The 17,986-nt window shown below is 71.4% G+C and carries 17 protein-coding genes; 12 read left to right on the forward strand and 5 right to left on the reverse strand.

Going from position 1 to position 17,986, the window contains the following annotated elements; all coding sequences use genetic code 11:
- Nucleotides 1–169 precede the first annotated feature (169 nt).
- Nucleotides 170–1,582 carry a DUF7937 domain-containing protein gene (locus CLV30_RS04810; RefSeq protein WP_129710831.1) on the forward strand — a complete coding sequence of 471 codons (1,413 nt, stop codon included), beginning with the start codon at nt 170–172 and terminating at the stop codon, nt 1,580–1,582.
- A gap of 11 nt (nt 1,583–1,593) precedes the next feature.
- Here the strand turns inward: CLV30_RS04810 and CLV30_RS04815 are convergent, their stop codons facing one another.
- Entirely contained in the window at nt 1,594–2,184 is a 591-nt protein-coding gene (locus CLV30_RS04815; protein WP_106536014.1) for a type 1 glutamine amidotransferase domain-containing protein, read from the reverse strand.
- A 240-nt stretch (nt 2,185–2,424) separates the two neighbouring features.
- Between CLV30_RS04815 and CLV30_RS04820 the strand changes: the two genes are divergently transcribed.
- The 10 genes from CLV30_RS04820 to CLV30_RS04865 all read left to right on the forward strand — a co-directional run bounded on the left by CLV30_RS04820 (nt 2,425) and on the right by CLV30_RS04865 (nt 14,492).
- Complete coding sequence (locus CLV30_RS04820; protein WP_106536093.1) at nt 2,425–2,766, forward strand: NADH-quinone oxidoreductase subunit A; 342 nt, start codon at nt 2,425–2,427, stop codon at nt 2,764–2,766.
- Nucleotides 2,757–3,917, forward strand: a complete 1,161-nt coding sequence (locus CLV30_RS04825; RefSeq protein WP_129710830.1) for a hypothetical protein — start codon at nt 2,757–2,759, stop codon at nt 3,915–3,917. Before CLV30_RS04820 ends, CLV30_RS04825 begins: the two co-directional genes overlap by 10 nt.
- On the forward strand, nt 3,910–4,854 hold the full coding sequence (locus CLV30_RS04830) for a complex I subunit 1 family protein (RefSeq protein WP_106536016.1): 945 nt from the start codon (nt 3,910–3,912) through the stop codon (nt 4,852–4,854). Before CLV30_RS04825 ends, CLV30_RS04830 begins: the two co-directional genes overlap by 8 nt.
- A gap of 19 nt (nt 4,855–4,873) precedes the next feature.
- On the forward strand, nt 4,874–5,437 hold the full coding sequence (locus CLV30_RS04835; protein ID WP_106536017.1) for an NADH-quinone oxidoreductase subunit J: 564 nt from the start codon (nt 4,874–4,876) through the stop codon (nt 5,435–5,437).
- Entirely contained in the window at nt 5,434–5,739 is a 306-nt protein-coding gene (locus CLV30_RS04840; protein WP_106536018.1) for an NADH-quinone oxidoreductase subunit NuoK, read from the forward strand. The genes CLV30_RS04835 and CLV30_RS04840 overlap by 4 nt, the downstream gene beginning before the upstream one ends.
- Nucleotides 5,736–7,607 carry a proton-conducting transporter transmembrane domain-containing protein gene (locus tag CLV30_RS04845; RefSeq protein WP_106536019.1) on the forward strand — a complete coding sequence of 624 codons (1,872 nt, stop codon included), beginning with the start codon at nt 5,736–5,738 and terminating at the stop codon, nt 7,605–7,607. Before CLV30_RS04840 ends, CLV30_RS04845 begins: the two co-directional genes overlap by 4 nt.
- 3 nt (nt 7,608–7,610) lie before the next feature.
- Nucleotides 7,611–9,161, forward strand: coding sequence for a complex I subunit 4 family protein (locus CLV30_RS04850; RefSeq protein WP_106536020.1), 1,551 nt, complete (start codon nt 7,611–7,613; stop codon nt 9,159–9,161).
- An 8-nt stretch (nt 9,162–9,169) separates the two neighbouring features.
- Nucleotides 9,170–10,636 (forward strand): NADH-quinone oxidoreductase subunit N, encoded by a 1,467-nt coding sequence (locus tag CLV30_RS04855; RefSeq protein ID WP_205740415.1) that lies wholly within the window; start codon nt 9,170–9,172, stop codon nt 10,634–10,636.
- A 409-nt stretch (nt 10,637–11,045) separates the two neighbouring features.
- Nucleotides 11,046–13,199, forward strand: a complete 2,154-nt coding sequence (locus CLV30_RS04860) for a catalase (RefSeq protein ID WP_205740414.1) — start codon at nt 11,046–11,048, stop codon at nt 13,197–13,199.
- A 72-nt stretch (nt 13,200–13,271) separates the two neighbouring features.
- A complete protein-coding gene (locus CLV30_RS04865) occupies nt 13,272–14,492 on the forward strand; it encodes a cytochrome P450 (RefSeq protein ID WP_106536094.1) in 1,221 nt (406 codons plus the stop codon).
- Here CLV30_RS04865 and CLV30_RS04870 read toward each other — a convergent pair.
- The 4 genes from CLV30_RS04870 to CLV30_RS04885 form a co-directional block, all read right to left on the reverse strand.
- Nucleotides 14,478–16,088 carry a BCCT family transporter gene (locus CLV30_RS04870; protein ID WP_106536023.1) on the reverse strand — a complete coding sequence of 537 codons (1,611 nt, stop codon included), beginning with the start codon at nt 16,086–16,088 and terminating at the stop codon, nt 14,478–14,480. The two genes, CLV30_RS04865 and CLV30_RS04870, sit on opposite strands and share 15 nt — an antisense overlap.
- A gap of 33 nt (nt 16,089–16,121) precedes the next feature.
- Nucleotides 16,122–16,355 (reverse strand): hypothetical protein, encoded by a 234-nt coding sequence (locus CLV30_RS04875; protein ID WP_106536024.1) that lies wholly within the window; start codon nt 16,353–16,355, stop codon nt 16,122–16,124.
- Nucleotides 16,356–16,388: 33 nt separating this feature from the next.
- Nucleotides 16,389–16,802 (reverse strand): hypothetical protein, encoded by a 414-nt coding sequence (locus tag CLV30_RS04880; RefSeq protein WP_106536025.1) that lies wholly within the window; start codon nt 16,800–16,802, stop codon nt 16,389–16,391.
- Between the two features lie 161 nt (nt 16,803–16,963).
- On the reverse strand, nt 16,964–17,305 hold the full coding sequence (locus tag CLV30_RS04885; protein ID WP_106536026.1) for a VOC family protein: 342 nt from the start codon (nt 17,303–17,305) through the stop codon (nt 16,964–16,966).
- 55 nt (nt 17,306–17,360) lie between these two features.
- Here CLV30_RS04885 and CLV30_RS04890 point away from each other — a divergent pair, with 55 nt between their 5' ends.
- On the forward strand, nt 17,361–17,804 hold the full coding sequence (locus CLV30_RS04890) for a MarR family winged helix-turn-helix transcriptional regulator (RefSeq protein ID WP_106536027.1): 444 nt from the start codon (nt 17,361–17,363) through the stop codon (nt 17,802–17,804).
- Nucleotides 17,805–17,986: the final 182 nt, after the last annotated feature.

The raw sequence follows: 17,986 nt of genomic DNA on the forward strand, positions 1-17,986 counted from the left end.
ATCACCGAGCCTGCAGCATCCGTCGTCCCGGCACCCGCGCCGACCAGCGCTCGCGGACCTGCACGCATGGTCTTCGCAGCGGACGGGAAGTAGTGCCGCAGGAGATCCCTCGTGGCTCGTGTGACTCGATGAGGCACCGAGGGGTGGCGTGCGAGGGAGGCCGGAACGGATGATTCCTGCTGGTCACTACGTCCGCGACGTGCTCGCGGTGGTGTTCTTGCTGACGGCGCTGGGCACCGGATGGGACACCGGGCAGGCTGCCGGGCCCGACGCGCTCGTCCCGGTCACGTTGCTGTCGATCATCTCGCTGGCGCTGCCGTACCTGAGCATGGCGTCGGTGCTGCCGCGGGGCCTCACACCCGGCCGGATCCAGCACGTCCGGCTGCTCGCGAACGCGCCGTACATGGTCGTCGTGGTGGTCAGTCTCGTGCACGCCTACGGGGGCGCGAGCGGCGCGGCCGAGGTCGGCGCCGGGCGCGGTGTCGGCATCGGCGTCGTGTTCGGCCTCGTCGGCGTCACCTTGGCGGCGCAGGGTCGTGAGGTCGAGCTCCGCGCGGGTGCCCGAGGTGTGCTGTGGACGGTCGTCACCGCCATGCTGGCCGGGCTCGGCGTCGTGCTCGCGGTCGTCAGTGCCGTGCTGTACGTCGTCGAGTTCGCCGGTGAGGCGGGCTGGGGCGAGGGCACAGTATTCGCCGTGGACATGATCCTGTTCGCCGGCATGCCGGTGCTCGCGGTGCGCGGGCTGGTCCGCGGCGACGCCGTGTGGCGCGACGTCGCCATGGTTCTCGGCGCGGCCGGGTTGCTGGCGGCGCTCTGGGCACAGGGCGCCGGCGAGACGATGCAAGATGCGTGGTCGTTGCGCCTGTCCGGCCCTCAGGTGCTGCTCTGGCCGGCGATCGGGGCGGCGGCAGCGGCCCCCGGGATCGTAGCCACGACCCGTGCCGCCGGGGTGCGCTGGATCAACCTCGTCAGCCGCCTGTTCCAGGTGGTGACCCTGGTCGCGCTCGCCGCCATCCTGATCCACGGGTTCCGGATCGTGGACGACCCGGACGCCCGCGGTGTGTACCTGGCCGGGGTCGTGCTGTCGCTGCTCGCTCTCGTGACGGCGACGCTCGGCCGGAACGCCCTGGTGAGAGACGCCACCGCGGGCCGGCCCGCGGCCGTCGGCGCTGCTGCCGGACTGTTCGCGGTCGCGCTCGTCGAAATGGCGGTGCTCGGTATCTCCCAGTCGACGGTGATCCGCCTCGACATCGCGACGGTGCTGAGCGCGTGGCTCGTCGTGGCCGTCGTCGGGGTCGTCATGCTGACCGGTCCGGCTTCGGTGATCGCGGATCCCGAGGAAGCCGACGCTGCCGGGGAAGCCGACGCTGCCGGGGAAGCGGAGGACCCGTCGTCCGGCCCGTCCACCGACGGGCCGCACGTTCGTGCCGAGGACGAGTCGATCTGGACGGTGAACGACCATGACGCGGGCACGGGAAACCTCCGGTCGTGGCGCGCCCGTGCCCAACCGCCGTGGCGCCCGGCCGAGGCGCCGCCGCCGGAACACGAGGCCGATCGGCAGGGACGCCGCGGACATCGGTGATCCGTGCGCCGTCACCCGCTTCCCGGGGCGCTCGCGCCTTCCGGGCGGACCGGGTGCACACCCTCGGCGATCTCCTCCACCATCTTGGCGCAGAAGGCGGGCAGGTCGTCCGGTGTGCGGCTGGTGACGAGGCCGCGGTCGGTGTGCACCTCCTCGTCGACCCAGGTGCCCCCGGCGTTGCGGATATCCGTCTGCAGGCTGGGATACGAGGTCAGCGTCCGGCCGCGGAGCACGTCGGCCTCGACGAGGGTCCACGGCGCGTGGCAGATCGCGGCGACCGGCTTGCCCGCGTCGACGAACGACCGCGCGAAGTTCACGGCGGCGGCGTTCATCCGCAGGTTGTCCGGGTTGGCCACCCCGCCCGGCAGCAGCAGGGCGTCGTAGTCGTCCGGATCGGCATCGCTCACCTGCTGGTCCACGGTGAACGTGTCGGCCTTGTCGAGATGGTTCATCGCCTGCACCGGGCCGCTGTCCGGTGCGACGAGCCGGAGCTGACCGCCGGCCTCGCGGATCGCCTTCCACGGTTCGGTGAGCTCGACCTGCTCGATGCCCTCGTTGGCGACCAGAACCGCGACCCGCCGGTCGTCGATGCGCGGAGTCATGGTGCGTCCCTCACTTTCACGTTCACGTCACTCGTGCTGTCTGTTCTCGCCGGTACCCCCGTCGTGGCCTGCCGAATCACTCGTCCGGCCCGGTGGCTCGCCGGAGTCGCCGCAGATGCGCCACGGTTCGTGTGATCGTTCGGCTGCGGGCGGGCAGAGTCCGGCGGTGGAATTCGGGTAACCGACGTGCTGAGCCCGTCTGCCGGGTCGGGCGACGTCGATCGAGAAAGGAGCCCACCACTGACCGCCGTCGTGCTGCTTTCCGCCGCGGCGCTGGCGTTCGTCATCGGGTTGTACGGTGCGTCCGCCGCGCTGCGCATCGCCCGTCGCCCGGAGGCGGTGCTGCCGTTCGAGTCGGGACGGCTCCCGCAGCAGCACGCGGTCTCGCGCTATCACGCCCGCTGGTACGCGGTGACGCTGCTCTTCGTGGCCTTCGACATGGAGATGGTGTTCATGTACCCGTGGGCGGTCGTCGTCGCGGACCTGGGCGCCTCGGCGGTCGTGGAGATGTTCGGCTTTCTTGCCGTGCTGTTCGTCGGCGTGACCTACGTGTGGCGGGAGGGCGCGTTGCGATGGACGTGAGACGTCGCCTGACACGGTGGGCGCTGGCCCGGCCGCACGTGCTGCTCGTGTCGCCGGGCCCTCGTGCGCTGCGCTGGGCGGCCGAGGCCGAGCTCGACCGGCGGTCCTGGCCGGAGGCGGGGTCGCCGGCGGACGCCGACGTCGTCCTGGTCGCCGGCGAACCCGGACCGTCGACGTCCGCGGCCGTCGACGTGCTGATGTCACAACTACCGCGGCCGCGGGTCCGGATCGACGTCGACCGTGCCGACGACGTCGGCCGGCGTCTGGACGGCGTCGTCGCGGCGCTCGCCGACGTGTCCGGACAGCTCGCCGAGCCGTCCGGCGATCCGCAGGCACTGCTGCGGCTGGGTGAACCGTCCGAGGCCGGAGGTCAGGGCGATCACGGCGGGCACGGGGACGTCAGTGAGCACGGGGACGACGGCGGGCACGGGGATCACGGCGGGCACGGGGATCACGGCGGGCACGGGGAGCACGCGCATCACGGGGGTGAGGTGGCGGGCCTGCCGATGGCGGGCACCGCCCCGGACCGGGACGGGCTGGAGCTGGACTCGTTGCGGGTGTCGCTCGGCCCGGTGCTGCCCGCATGGCCCACGGGGCTCGTGCTGAGCGGCACGATGCAGGGCGACGTGCTGACCGGTGCGCGGCTCCGGTGGATCGACGGTGACCGGGCGCCGCCTCCGAGTCCGGACGACGGTCGGCCGGACGACGGTCGTCCGGACGTCGTCGCGCTGGACGCGCTGGCCCGATTCCTGCGGGTGGCCGGCTGGCCGGTCGCGGCGCGGCGCGCACGCGCCGCCAGGCATGCCCTGTTGTCCGCCGACGAGGAGTCGGTGCGGAGGGGACGGGCCGCAGCCGCGCGGGTCACGCGCACCGTGCGGCGATCGCGCTTCCTGCGCTGGTCCGTTCGCGGGATCGGCGACACGCACGGTACGGCCGGCGACGGGATCCCGGCCGGTGACGTGCTCGACCGGGCGTACCGCTGGTGTGCCGTCGCGGGCGGCGGCCTGCCTGTGGCGTCGGCCCCGGCCGACCTCGGCGCGCTCGCCGGCATGGTCGAGGGACAGGAGCTGGCGGCCGCGCGGCTGATCGTGGCGAGTGTCGATCTGGACGGCGCGGCCGTGGGCGCCGAGTACGGGCGGGCCCATGACTGACAGCGTGACGTCGTCGGCGGCGGCCTGGGGAGTGCTGCCCGCGGTCGTGGTGGTGGCACTCGTCGCCGTCGCGCTGGGCGCGTTGTTCGTGGTGGTCGACCGCGTGGCGGTCACCGGCGTCCGCGGCGCGCTCGGTGCCCCGGTGGTCGAGGCCGGCCGCCTGCTCGTGCAGCAGCGCCGGGTGACACCGGCGCCGGACCGGTTGCTGTGGCGGCTGGCGAGTGCCGCCGTGCTGGTGCTGGCGATGCTGTCGATGGCCGTGGTCCCGGTCGCCGGGCGCACGCTGTGGTCGACGACCGCGGATCTCGTCTGGTTCAACGCCATGGAGGCGTTGATGTGGGCGGCGGTGTGGCTGCTCGGCTGGGGGCCCAACGCCGTGCACTCGCTGGTGGGCGGCTACCGGTTCCTGGCTCAGGGGCTGGCCTACGAGCTGCCGCTGATGTTCGCCTTGATCACCGCCGGGCTCGGCGCGGGGACGTTGCGCACCACCGGTGTGGTCGCGGCGCAACGCGAGCTGTGGTTCGTGGTGACGATGCCGGCCGCGTTTGTCGTGTTCCTCGCGAGCGCCGCCGCGTTCGCGTTCTGGGGGCCGTTCTCCGCGCCGGCCGGGGACGACATCGCCGGCGGCGTCGTCTCCGAGCTGTCGGGCGTGGAGCGGCTGCTGGTCGAGGCGGGCCGGGCGGTCTTTCTCGGGGTTTCGGCGGCGATGGCCGTGGCGTTGTTCCTCGGCGGCGGCGCCGGTCCGTGGCTGCCGGACTGGTCGTGGCAGCTGCTGAAGACCGTCCTGGTCATGCTCGTCTTGGTCGCGGCCGGACGCCGGGTTCCGACGTTGCGCCCGGACCGCTACGTCGAGGTGGGGTGGATGGTCCTCGTCCCCGTCACGCTGGTTCAGGCGCTGGTCGTCGCGCTTTTGGTGCTGTCCGGGTGGTACGCGTGAGCGCACGGGAGGTGTTGCGATGCTGACCGACGTCGCGGTGGTGACGCTGGGGGTGCTGGCGGTGGCGGCCGGCGCCGCGGTGTTCGTCGTCGACTCGATGGCCCGGGCGACGTTCGCGCTGCTGGCGTCGTTCCTCGCGGCCGCGGGCATGCTGCTCGCGCTCGATCTGGTCTACGTGGCCGTGGTGACGGCGCTGATGATGACGATCGAGATGGTCGTGATGGCCGTGTTCATGATCATGTTCATGATGAACCCTGCGGGCCTGATGCCGATGACCATGGTGCACAACGTTCGCGGCTCCGTGGTCGTCGGCGCCGGTGTCTTCGCCGTCCTCACCACCGGTATCTGGACGATCGACTGGCCGGAGCGCGACGGTCGGCGCCCGGCCGACGCCACCCGCCAGCTCGGCGAGACGATCATGGGCGGGCACATGCTGGTGATGCTGGTCGTCGGGATCGCACTGTTCGCCACCATCATCTCCGGAACGGTGCTGGCGACCCACCGCGGCCGCTACGACCGGTTCGGTCCCGAGCTGGACGGCGAGCGGCCGGACGACCCGGTGCCGGGAGGGCTGCCGCGATGACGCTCGAGATCGTGCTGACCGTGGCCGCGGCGCTGATCGGCGTGGGCCTGTTCGGCGCGCTGTCCCAGCAGTCGATCGTAATGGTGATGATGGGTCTGGAGCTCGTCGTCAACGGCGTGCTGCTGGCCGGCGGCGCCGCGTGGTACTTCCTGACCCCGGCCCTGCCGGACGCGCAGATGCTGATCGTGGTCGCGCTCGTGGTGATGGCGGTCGAGATGGTCATGGGCTTCGCCGCGACCATCGCGATCTACCGTGCCCGGCAGGTGGACATGGTGGACATGGCCGAGGACCTGAACGGATGACCGCCGACGTCCCCGCCGTGGCGCTGGCCTGCCTGGTCCTGCTGCCCGCTGTCGCGGGTCCGCTCCTGCTGATCGCCGGGCGCCGGGCCGATCGGGCGGCCGGAGCCATGGCCACGGTGGTCGCGGCGGTGTCGGTGGCGCTGGCCGTCGCGGTTGCGGTGAGCCGGCCGGAGGTGTCGGCGCCGTTCCTCGGCACCGTCGACGGCGGCGCGCTGGCACTGGCCGTGGACGGGCTGTCCGCCGTGCTCGTCGTGACCGTCTCCGTCGTCAGCCTCGCCGTGGTCGTGTTCGCGGTGGTGGACCTGCCGCCCGACGCCGCGCGTGCCCGGTTCTTCGGACACCTGCTGTTGTTCGTCGCGGCGATGCTGGCGACGGTCACCGCGACGACGCTGCCGGCGCTGCTGCTGGCCTGGGAGGTCATGGGCGCGACGTCATACGCGCTGATCGGCTACCGGTGGGAGGTGCCCGGCAAGCTCTCGGCGGGCACGACCGCGTTCGTGACGACCCGAGCGGGCGATCTCGGCCTGTACGTCGCCGCCGGAGCCGTGTTCGCCGGCACCGGCACGCTGGAGCTCTCGGGTTGGGCTGCGGCGGGCGGCTGGCAGCACGTCGCCGCGGGTGCCGGCTGGCAGCACGTGGCGGCGGCGGGAATCCTGGTCGCTGCGCTGGGCAAGTCGGCGCAGCTGCCGTTCTCCGGCTGGCTGTCGGCGGCGATGGAGGGCCCCAGCCCGGTCAGCGCGCTGCTGCATTCGGCGACCATGGTCGCCGCGGGCGGCTACCTGCTGTTGCGGACCATGCCGCTGCTGGAGGCGTCCGGGTGGGCGGCCACGACCGCGGCCTGGGTGGGTGCGGCGACGGCGCTGGTGCTCGGTGCGGTGGCGTGTGCGCAGACCGACATCAAGCAGCTGCTCGCGGCGAGCACGTCGGCTCAGATCGGCTTCGTGGTGCTGGCCGCGGGCGTGGGCGCCGGCACCGGCGGCACGGGGCATCTGGTGGCGCACGCGGCGGTGAAGGCGGGGCTGTTCGTGGCCGCCGGAGCGTGGCTGACGTCGCTGGGCACGCAGCAGCTGTCCGGGCTGCGCGGCGTGGCACGGCGACATCCAGGTATGGGGGTGCCGGCCGCCGTGGCCGCTCTGGCGCTCGCCGGCGTGCCTCCGCTGGCGCTGTGGGCGTCGAAGGACGAGGTGCTCGCCGGGGCGGGCGGCGGGTTGCGGGTCGCTGGCCTGGCCGCGGCGGCCGTGTCGGCGGTGTACGCGGGCCGCGTGCTCGGTGTCGTGTTCGCCCGCCCGGCGCCGGACGCGGGCGTGGCGCGGCCGCGACGTGTGCCGGGGCCGGCGGTGGCCGTCGCCGGCGCGCTGGCGGCCGCGGCGGCGGGCCTCGGTGTCCTCGCCGTGCCGGGTGTGGCACACGCTCTCGAGGACGTCGTCAGCCTGGGCGGCCAGCCGTCACCCGGCGCCGCGGATCTGGTGCTGTCGGGTGGTCTCGCCGTCGCGGTCCTGGCCGCCACGTTGGCGTGGCCCGAAGCGGTCGCCAGGTCGACGCGTACGGTGCTGGCGCCGTGGGCCGGCCTCCGGTGGCTGCTGTCACCGCGCCCGGTGCTGGCGGCGGCCCGGGTCGCGGCCCGGATCGACGACCGGGTCATCGACCGCGCGGTGCTGAGCGTCCCGGCTGGGCTACGCCGGCTGGCGGCCGGGGTGGCGCGCGCCGACGACGGCGGGGTCGATCGAGCCGTCCGCACCGCCGCGGCGGCGATCCGGCGCGCCGGTGACGCGGCCCGGCGCCCGCAGACCGGCCTGGTGCACCAGTACTACGCACAGGCGGTCGTCGGCCTCGGCGTCCTGCTCGTCCTGCTGCTGGTGGTGAGGTGATCCGTGCTGGTGTCCGTCGTCGTCCTGCTGCCGCTGGCCGTGGCCGTGCTGCTGGTGGCGGTCCGCACCGTGCCCGAACGCGTCGCGTCCTGGGCGTGGGTGGTGACCTCCGCCGTCGACCTGGCGCTCGTCGGATGGATGTGGTGGCGGTTCGATCCGGCGGTGGACGCGTCCGCGCCGGGCGTCGCCGGCGGCGTGGACTTCGACGCGAAGGTCCGGTGGATCCCGTCGGTGGACGCGAGCTACCACGTCGGCGTCGACGGGATCTCGCTGCCGCTGATCGCGATGAGTGGCGTGCTCTTCCTCGCGTGCGCCGTCTGGTCACTGCGCGAGCGGCACCGGCCGCGGACGTACGCTGCGCTGTTCCTGTTCCTGCAGACGGCGTGCCTGGGTACGTTCGCCGCGCTCGACCTGATCCTGTTCTTCGTCTTCTTCGACCTGACCATCGTGGCGATGTACTTCGTGATCGCCGGCTGGGGGCACGGTGACCGTCGCCGCAGTGCGCTGAAGTTCTTCCTGTACACGTTCGTCGGCTCGCTAGCGCTGCTGGTCGGGTTCATCGGGCTGTTCCTGGGCTCGGACGAGCGCACGTTCGACATGGTGGCGCTGGCGTCGGACCCGCCGCTGCGCGACGACCCGGTGGCCGGCGGGCTGGTGCTGCTGGCTGTCGGAATCGGCCTGGCGGTCAAGACGCCGCTGTTCCCGTTCCACACCTGGCTTCCCGACGCGCACACGGACGCGCCCGCGGCGGGTTCGGCGATCCTGGCCGGGGTGCTGCTGAAACTCGGCACGTACGGGTTCGTGCGGATCGCGATGCCGATGCTGCCGGGGGCGTGGCGCGACTGGGCCGTGGTCGCGGTGGCCGCCGGCGTCGTCAGCGTCGTCTGGGGCGCCCTCGTGGCCCTGGCGCAGCAGGACTTCAAACGGATGGTCGCGTACACGTCGGTCAACCACATGGGTTACGTGCTGCTCGGTCTGGGCGCCGCCGGTCTCGTCGGGCACGCCGACGACGCCGCCCGCACCGTCGCCACCGTCGGCGCCGTCGTGCAGATGGTCAGTCACGGGCTGCTCACCGGTGCGCTGTTCCTGCTCGCCGGGGTGTTGTGGGCGCGGGGCGGCACCCACGCGTTCGGCCGGTGGGGCGGGCTGGCCCGCCCGGCCCCGCTGTTCGCCGGGTGTCTCGCCGTGGCCGCGTTCGGCTCGCTCGGGCTGCCGGGGCTGTCGGCGTTCATCGCCGAGTTCCAGATCTTCACCGGAGCGCTGCAGGCCGTTCCTGTGCCGACCGTGATCGCCGTGACCGGCATCCTGCTCACCGCTGGGCTGTTCCTGCTCGCCCTGCAGCGGCTGTTAACCGGTGACACGGCCGTGCCGCCGGGCGTACAAGCAGACGTGCGGGGAGACGTGCCGGTCGACATGCGGGGGCGCGAGCTCGTCGCGGTCGTGCCGCTGCTGGTGTTGTCGCTGGTGATCGGCGTGTTGCCGTGGCTGCTGCTGGATGTCGTCGAGCCCGCCGCCGAACTCGTCGCCACCCTGCTCGCGCGGGGGACCGGATGAGCGGCAGCATGGCCGACGACGCGCTCGCGCTGCTGCCGGAAGGGCTGCTGCTGGCCGGCGCCGTCGGCGGGCTGCTGGCGGGACTGTGGACGCCCCGGTCGCGGCAGATCCGGGTCGGGGTCATCGCGGTGCTGAGCTGCCTCGCCAGCGCGGTCACCGCCGCGATCCGGCTGTCCGGTCCCGACCAGCTGGTGTTCGAGGGCACGTGGGTCGTCGACACGAGCACCGGAGTGGTGCGCATCGTCGTCGCGCTGGGCACCGCCGTCGCGGTGGTGCTGTGCACGTCCGCACTGGCCGGGCATCCGCGCGAGACCGAGGCGTACGTCCTGATGCTGCTGGGGGCCGTCGGTGCCGTTGCGCTGGCCGCCAGCGGCGACCTGTTGTTGCTGGTGGCCGCCTACCTGCTGGCGAGTGTGCCGCTGTACGCGCTCGCCGGGTTCGTGAAGGACGCGCGCGGGGTCGAGGCGTCACTGAAGTACTACCTGATGGGGGCGTTCGTCGGGGTGCTGATGCTGGTCGGGGTCGCCGCGCTGATCCTGGCCACCGGCAGCAGCGGCTACCCGGACCTGGCCGCCGGGCTACCGGGCGCGTCCGCGCCGCTGGTCGCCGTCGGGGTCCTGGGTGTTCTCGCCGGGATGGCGTTCAAGGCCGGCGCCGTTCCGGTGCACTTCTGGGTCCCCGACGTCACCGCCGGGACCACGCCGCCGATAGCCGCCTACATCACCACGATCCCGAAGGTCGGCGGCGTGGCCGCGGCGTTCCGGCTGCTCGCCGAGCCGTTCGCGCAGGTCCCCCTGGACGTGCCGCTGCTGGTCGCCGTGGTCGCCGCGGTGAGCATGACGCTGGGCAACCTGGCGGCGTTCGCGCAGCGGGAGGTGCTGCGGCTGCTGGCCTACTCCACGGTGAGCCAGGTCGGTTACCTGCTGATGGTCGTGGCCGTCGCCGCCCGCACTGACCTGGCGACCGAGGCGCTGGCCGTCTACCTCGCCGGATACGCGGTGACGAACCTCGGCGCCTTCGCCGCCGCGGCGGCGTTGCCAGGGCGGACGATCTCCGAGTGGGCCGAGGCCGCCCGGCACCGGCCCTGGCTGGTGCTCAGCCTCGTCGTCTGTCTGCTCGGGCTCGTCGGCACGCCGCCGACCGCGGTGTTCGTCGGCAAGCTCGCAGTGTTCGCCGCGGCCGCCGACGGCGCGCTGGCCTGGTTGGTCGTGCTGGCCGCGGTGAACACGGTCGCCAGCCTCTTCTACTACCTGCGCTGGGTGGCGCCGGCGGCCGCGGCGGTCGGCGCCGGGGTGGGAGCCGGAGCCGGGGTGGGAGCCGGAGCCGGAGCCGAAGTCGGGGCCGGGGTGCAGGACGCATCAGGTCGGACGGGCACGGTGGACCGGATCGCGGAGACGGTCCTGCACGCGACGGCCGCGGCGACGCTGCTGCTGGGCATCGGTGCCGGCGCCTGGTTGACGTTCGTCGCCGCCTGATTCACCGTAAGGTCGGCGCGCCGCCGCACACGCCTTTTCTGCACCGCCAGTGCTGCAGGAGGTGGTGGCGCATGCCCCTGCACGCTCACTCGCCCCGCGGCTCGTGCCGACGCCAATGCGGCCGGGTGCTTCGTGTTCCGGGTGACGTGAATGGCACCTGTCGACCCCTGTGTCACCTGCCTGCACCGCGCAGCCGGTACCTGGACGACGCCCGCGGCCTCGCCCCGGCACACGGGCAGCGCGCCCGGTACCGCCCTGGTTGCGGCCGAACCAGACACCCCCACTCGACAACGAAACGTCAGCCGGAGAGGTGCTCCAGCGAGTGGCCCGGCCGGGATTGCCGCGGACGTGCGTGGGTAGTGGCGCACCGAAGGGCGGAACACGAATGCGTCACGAACAGGAGGTGGCTGTGTTGAACCCCGAGTCGCGTCCCGAGGCCAATACGGCCGGCACCGGTGCCGGTGCGAAGGACGAACAGCTCGAGCACCGGCGTGTGCGCTCCGACGGCGCGCACCTGACCACGGAGCAGGGGGTGCGAGTCGATCACACCGACGACTCGCTGTCGGCCGGTGAACGTGGCCCCACGCTGCTCGAGGATTTCCACGCGCGAGAGAAGATCACGCATTTCGACCACGAGCGCATTCCCGAGCGGGTGGTGCACGCCAGGGGCGCGGGGGCCTACGGATACTTCCAGCCGTACGACGACTGGCTCGCCGAGTACACGGTCGCGAGCTTCCTGACCGATCCGGCGGTCCGCACACCGACGTTCACCCGGTTCTCGACCGTGGCGGGCTCGCGTGGCTCCGCGGACACGGTGCGCGACGTGCGTGGTTTCGCGACGAAGTTCTACACCGACCACGGCAACTACGATCTCGTCGGCAACAACATGCCGGTGTTCTTCATCCAGGACGGCATCAAGTTCCCGGACTTCGTCCACGCGGTGAAGCCGGAACCGGATCGCGAGATCCCGCAGGCGCAGTCGGCGCACGACACGTTCTGGGACTTCGTGTCCCTGCAGCCGGAGACCCTGCACATGGTCATGTGGCTGATGTCGGATCGCGCGCTGCCGCGCAGCTACCGGATGATGCAGGGGTTCGGCGTGCACACCTTCCGGCTGGTGAACGCGAGTGGGCAGGGCACGTTCGTCAAGTTCCACTGGACCCCGATGCTCGGCACGCACTCGATGGTGTGGGACGAGGCGCAGAAGATCCAGGGCAAGGATCCGGACTTCAACCGCCGGGACCTGTGGGACGCGATCGCGGCCGGTGCGTTCCCGGAGTACGAGCTCGGTGTGCAGCTGGTGCCGGAGTCCGACGAGTTCGCCTTCGACTTCGACCTGCTGGACCCGACCAAGATCATTCCGGAGGAGGACGTCCCCGTCCGCCCGGTGGGCAGGCTGACCCTGAACCGGAACCCGGACAACTTCTTCGCCGAGACCGAGCAGGTGGCCTTTCACACCGCCAACATGGTGCCCGGGATCGACTTCACGAACGACCCGCTGCTGCAGGCACGCAACTTCTCCTACCTCGACACCCAGCTGATCAGGCTCGGCGGACCGAACTTCACCCATCTGCCGGTGAACCGGCCGGTCGTCGAGGTCACGAACAATCAGCGTGACGGCTTCGGGCAGAGCCGGGTGCACGTCGGGCGGTCCAGCTACGAGAAGAACTCCGTCGGCAGCGGCTGCCCGGTGGTGGGCGGCGAATTCGGCGACGTGTTCGCGCACTACCAGGAGAAGGTCGAGGGCAGTGTCGTCCGCCGCAGGGCCGAGAGTTTCCGGGACCACTACAGCCAGGCCGCCCTGTTCTGGAACAGCATGTCCGACGTCGAGCGCACCCACATCGTTGCCGCGTTCCGTTTCGAGGTCGGCAAGGTCGAGGACGCGGGCATCCGCACCCGGGTCCTGGCCGAGCTGACCCGCGTCGACGGCGAGCTGGCCGAACGCGTCGCGCACGGGCTCGGCAGGTCCGCCACGCCGGCGGCGCCCGCATCCGAGCACGGCAAGGCCTCGCCCGCGCTGAGCCAGCTCAACACGACCTTCGGCACCTGTGCCACGCGGGTGGTGGCGGTGCTCATGGCCGACGGTGTCGGCGCGGCCGACGTCCACCAGCTGCGTGATGAGCTGACGCAGCGCGACGTGATCGTGGAGTTCCTGGCGCCGGTCGACGGCGCGGTCCGGTCCGACCAGGGGGAGCAGGTCGCCGTGGACCGTGCCGTGAACACGGTCGCCTCGGTGCTCTACGACGCGGTGATCGTGCCGGGCGGCGACGCGTGCGCCGCCGCACTCAGCGGTGACGGCTACTGCGTGCACTTCGTCACCGAGGCGTACAAGCACCACAAGCCGGTCGGGGGGTTCGGCACCGGAACCGCGGAACTGCTGCAGCGCTGCGGTGTCCGTTACGGGAGCCGGCCGGAGGCGCCCACCACGATGGCGGTGGACGACGGCGTGCTCGCAACCGACCGGACCGGTGAGCAGGCGGCGGTGGAGTTCGTCGAGCAGTTCGCCGCCCAGCTCGCGCGGCATCGGATCTGGGAGCGCCGCACCGACGCCGTGCCGGCCTGAGCAGGCGTGGGCATGGCCGGCCGATGCCCGCTGACAGCACGGTCCACCGTTCCCTGGCGGGACGCGACCGCCATGCTGCTGATGCAGGGGTACCGCTTCGTCCCGCGGCGTTGGCGGCGCAGCGGATCGGACGTCTTCGAGCTCCGGCTGCTGGGTGAGCGTGTCATCTGTGTGCACGGCCCGGACGCTGCGCGCCTGTTCTACGACCCGCAGCGCTTCGAGCGCGCGGGCGCGGCTCCGCGGCGGCTGCAGAAGACGCTGCTCGGTGCGGGCGGGGTCCACGGTCTGGACGACGCGGCGCACCGTGCCCGCAAGCGGATGTTCATGGATCTGATGACGCAACGGCGCATCGACGAGCTGGTCGCGCTGACCCGCCGGGAATGGCTCGACGCGCTGCCGTCGTGGTCCCGGCGCGACCGGGTCGTGCTGTTCGACGAAGCCAGGGTCGTGCTGTGCCGGGCGATCTGTGCCTGGGCGGGTGTTCCGCTGCCCGAGCGGGACGTGCGCCGGCGGGCGGACGACCTGACGGCGATGGTGGACGCCTTCGGTGCCGCGGGGCCGCGGCACTGGCGCGGCAAGGCGGCGCGGCGGCGCTGCGAGGCGTGGATCGAGGCCGTGGTGGACGACGTCCGTTCCGGCCGGCTCGATGTGTCCGAGGAGCAGGCGCTCGACCGGATCGCCCGGTTCCGCGACGTCGGCGGGCAGCCGCTCGATCGGCGGGTGGCGGCCGTCGAGGTCCTCAACGTGCTCCGGCCCACCATGGCGGTGGCGTACTTCGTCGTGTTCATGGCGATCGCGTTGCACGAGCAGCCGGACCGGGCCCGGCGGTTACGAGCGGGCGACGACGAGGACGTGGAACGCTTCGTGCAGGAGGTGCGCCGGTACTTCCCGTTCACACCGTTCCTGGGCGCCCGGGTCCGCTCCGGCTTCGACTGGCAGGGCCATCGGTTCGACGAGGGAACGCTCGTGCTGCTGGACGTGTACGGCGCTCACCACGACGGCCGGGTCTTCGGTTCGCCCGGCGTTTTCGACCCCGATCGCGGCCCCGCGGCGGGTGACAGCGGGTTCGAGCTGATCCCGCAGGGCGGTGGCGGCTTCCGCGACGGTCACCGCTGCGCGGGGGAGTGGATCACCATCGCGCTGATGAAGACGGTCTGCCGGCTGCTGACGGGCGCGATGACGTACGAGGTTCCGGCGCAGGACCTCGCTCCGGACCTGCGCCGGATCCCGCCGAAGCCGCGCAGCGGGTTCGCGATCTCGCACGTGCGCGCGAGCGCGTCAACCCTGGACTGAGCCGACCGGTTCCTCCTTCGGCCGCCCGACCGTCTCGTCCTCGGTCTGCAGCGCCCGGACCAGTGCCCAGCAGGCGCCCAGCAGAAGGATCGCCAGCGGCACGCCGGATGCGATCGAGGCCTGCTGCAGCGCGTTCAGCCCGCTCTCACCTCCGATGCCGAGCAGGGTCGCCGCGACGACGCCCTCGGTGAGCGCCCAGAACACGCGGGTCGACCGGGTCGGGTGGATGCTGCCTCCGGAGGCGTGCATGTCGTCGACCAGCGACCCCGAGTCCGACGAGGTGATGAAGAACGTCGCGATCACCAGGATGGCGATGGCGGACGTGAGCGGCGCGATCGGGTACTGGTCGAGCAGCACGAACAGCGCCTGCTCGGGCAGTTCCCGCGTCGCGGAGACGATGCCGCCCGGGCCCCTGAGCTCGGAGAAGAACGCCGTCTGGCCGAACACCGAGAGGACGATGAACGTCACCAGGGAGGGCACGAGCAGCACACCGAAGATGAACTCCCGGATCGTCCGGCCACGCGAGATGCGGGCGATGAACATGCCGACGAAGGGGGACCACGAGATCCACCAGCCCCAGTAGAACAACGTCCACGTCTGCTGCCAGGTGTGACCGGTGAACATGTCCGTACGCAGCGAGGTCTCCGGCAGTAACTGGAGGTAGTGCCCGACGTTCTGGGCGAAGCCGTTCATGATGAACACCGTCGGTCCCACGATGAACAGGAACAGCATGAGCGCGCCGCCCAGCCCGACGTTGAGCAGGCTCAGCCGGCGGATGCCTCTGCTCAGCCCCAGGACCACCGAGGTCGTGGCCACGATCGTGATCACGACGATCAGCAGGATCTGCACGGTGACGGACGAGCCGAGGTCGGTCAGGTAGTTCAGGCCCGCGTTGATCTGGATCGCGCCGATGCCCAGCGAGGTCGCGACACCGAACAGCGTGCCGACGATGGCGAGGGTGTCGATGACGTCGCCCGGCCACCGGTAGATGCGGTCGCCGAGCAGCGGATAGAAGGCCGAGCGCATGGTCAGCGGCAGCCCGCGCCGATAGGCGAAGTAGCACAGCGCCAGCCCCACGACGATGTAGATCGCCCACGCGTGCAGGCCCCAGTGGAAGAACGTGTAGCGCATGGCCTCCAGCGCGGCGGTGGGCGAGCCGGACTCGCCCTCGGCGCCAGGCGGCCTGTCGACGGCGAAGTGCGAGACGGGCTCGGCCACGCTGAAGAACATCAGCCCGATGCCCATACCGGCGCTGAACAGCATGGCGAACCAGGAGAAGTATCCGTAGTCCGGCCGTGCGTCGTCCGGGCCCAGGCGCTTGCTCCCGTACGGGCTCAGCGCCAGCCAGGCGACGAACACCAGGAAGATCGTGACGGCGATCGTGTAGAACCAGCCCAGCGTGTCCGAGATCCATGTCTGGACGGACTGGAACAGGTCCGAGAGAGCACTGGGGAAGACCGCTCCCAGGATCACGAACACCAGGATCGCCACGACCGCCGGGACGAAGACTTGCGGCCGGATGTCGAACTGGGTGCGTGTCGGAAGCTTCGCGGTCTCGTACTCCGTCTCGGCGAGTCTCTTACGAGACCTGATCATCGCGACTCCATCCCGAGTCGGCCGGACTCGGCGTCAGCCCCCCGGATCTCGCGACAGCCGCTGGGCGAGCAACTGCTTGCCCATTTGACCGGCCCTCAAGTTGTTGTGCTGGACGGTCCGCAGCCAGTCGGCCAGTTCGCTGTCGTTGTCCCGCTCGGCGTCAGCGATGTACTCGTCCAGCTCGTAGGCGTGTTTCAGCGAGGATTGCAGCACGGTGACGAGGTTGTAGTTCTCGTCCTTGACCGGGCTGTCCGGCTCACGTGTCATCACCCCTCCCTGGGTCGTGACGGTTGCGGCATTTCAGCGTCGGCCCGGCCGATCGTCGGGGTCGACCGTGTCGGCGCGACGCTCCCGTTCGGCAGCTTCCCGCACGTGCTCGGTGGCGGCTGCGCGGCGCTGTTCGGCAGCGTCTTCGTTCTCGGTCGCATCGGCGCGTTCCTTCTGCGCTTTCGCCGCGAGTTCGTCGGCCTCGGCGCGTTCCTGCCGGGCTCGAGCGGCCAACTCGTCGGCCTCCGCCTGCTGACGGTCGGCGGTGCGCATGTCGGCGCCGGCCTGTCGCCGTTCCTCCGCAGCCTGCTCGCGCCGTTCCGCCGTCTTCGGCTGGTGGCGGTCGCTGCGCTTGGAGCGTGCGCGGAGCCAGGTGAGCACGGCGACCACGACGAGTACGATCACGACCGCCAGAGCGATGAGCAAGATGATGTCCTGGGTACTCATGTCAGTACCTCCTGACTCTTGACAGTATCGACGCGCCAGGTGGACGGGCGCCGACCGTTGTGGCGTACCCCGTCCGGACGGCGCGTATTCGTCGCACAGCGCGGGTGGTGGAGTCGTCGTCGGTGGGCCTCTGCGGCCCCGCACGCCGACGGCGGTCCGATTCAGGTGTCGTCTGCCTCTTGGGACAGGCTGAACGGCACACCCTGATCATCGGTGCAGTGGGCGTACGCGCCGGACGGGATGGTGACCGGCTCGTCCGCCGTGCCGCCGAGTTCGCGCACGCGAGCGACCGCGGCCTCGATGTCGTCGACGGCGAAGAAGATCCGCGGATTCCGGGAGGGATCGTCGTGCGGCGACCCGCCCATCGGCTCGGGACCCTGGATCATCGAGTAGCCCGGGAAGTTGCCTTCGTGGAACGTCCAGCCGAACAGCGAGCCCCAGAACCGCTGGGTCGCTGCGATGTCGCTGCTCGGCAGCTCGAAGTACGTGACCTGTCCGTTCATGGTTCCACTCCCTCATGTCAGTGTGTTGACATCGACCCTATGTCAGACTGCTGACATGGATCAAGCAGAGACGGTTGGCGACCTCGAACTGTCGGTGGGCTACGTCCTCAAACAGGTGCACGCCTCCCTCCGCGCCGCGATGGACGAGGCGCTGCGACCACTGGAGCTGACCGTGCCCCAGTACGCATGCCTCGAACTGCTCGGCCAGCACCCCGGACTGTCCAACTCCGAACTCGCCCGCGGCGCCTTCGTCACCCGCCAGTCGATGAACCTCGTCGTGCGCCGGCTTCAAGAGCGTGGCCTGCTCACTCGGCCTGATCAAGCACCCGAGGGGCGGGCACTGCCGACCGAGCTCACCCAGGACGGACAGACGACCCTGTGTCAAGCCAGCGTCGCGGTCCGCGCCGCCGAAAAGCAGCTGTTCTCCCCCCTGTCCCAGGAGCAGCAGCGCCGGCTACGTGCGGACCTCGCCGCCTGTGTGGCCTCCGTCGCCGACTGACCCGCCATCCGGAGCCACGTCGTCAGGGACCGGCAGACGTATGTGGGTCGCTACTGCGGGGTAGTCGACCGTTGACCAGTCGACGGTCGATGGAGGGGTCATGGCGACGGTTGCGGATTTCGTGTTGGCGCGTGTGCGTGAGTGGGGCATACATCGGGTTTTTGGGTATCCGGGTGATGGGA

The organism is Haloactinopolyspora alba, from assembly GCF_003014555.1.
Classification (GTDB): Bacteria; Actinomycetota; Actinomycetes; order Jiangellales; family Jiangellaceae; genus Haloactinopolyspora; species Haloactinopolyspora alba.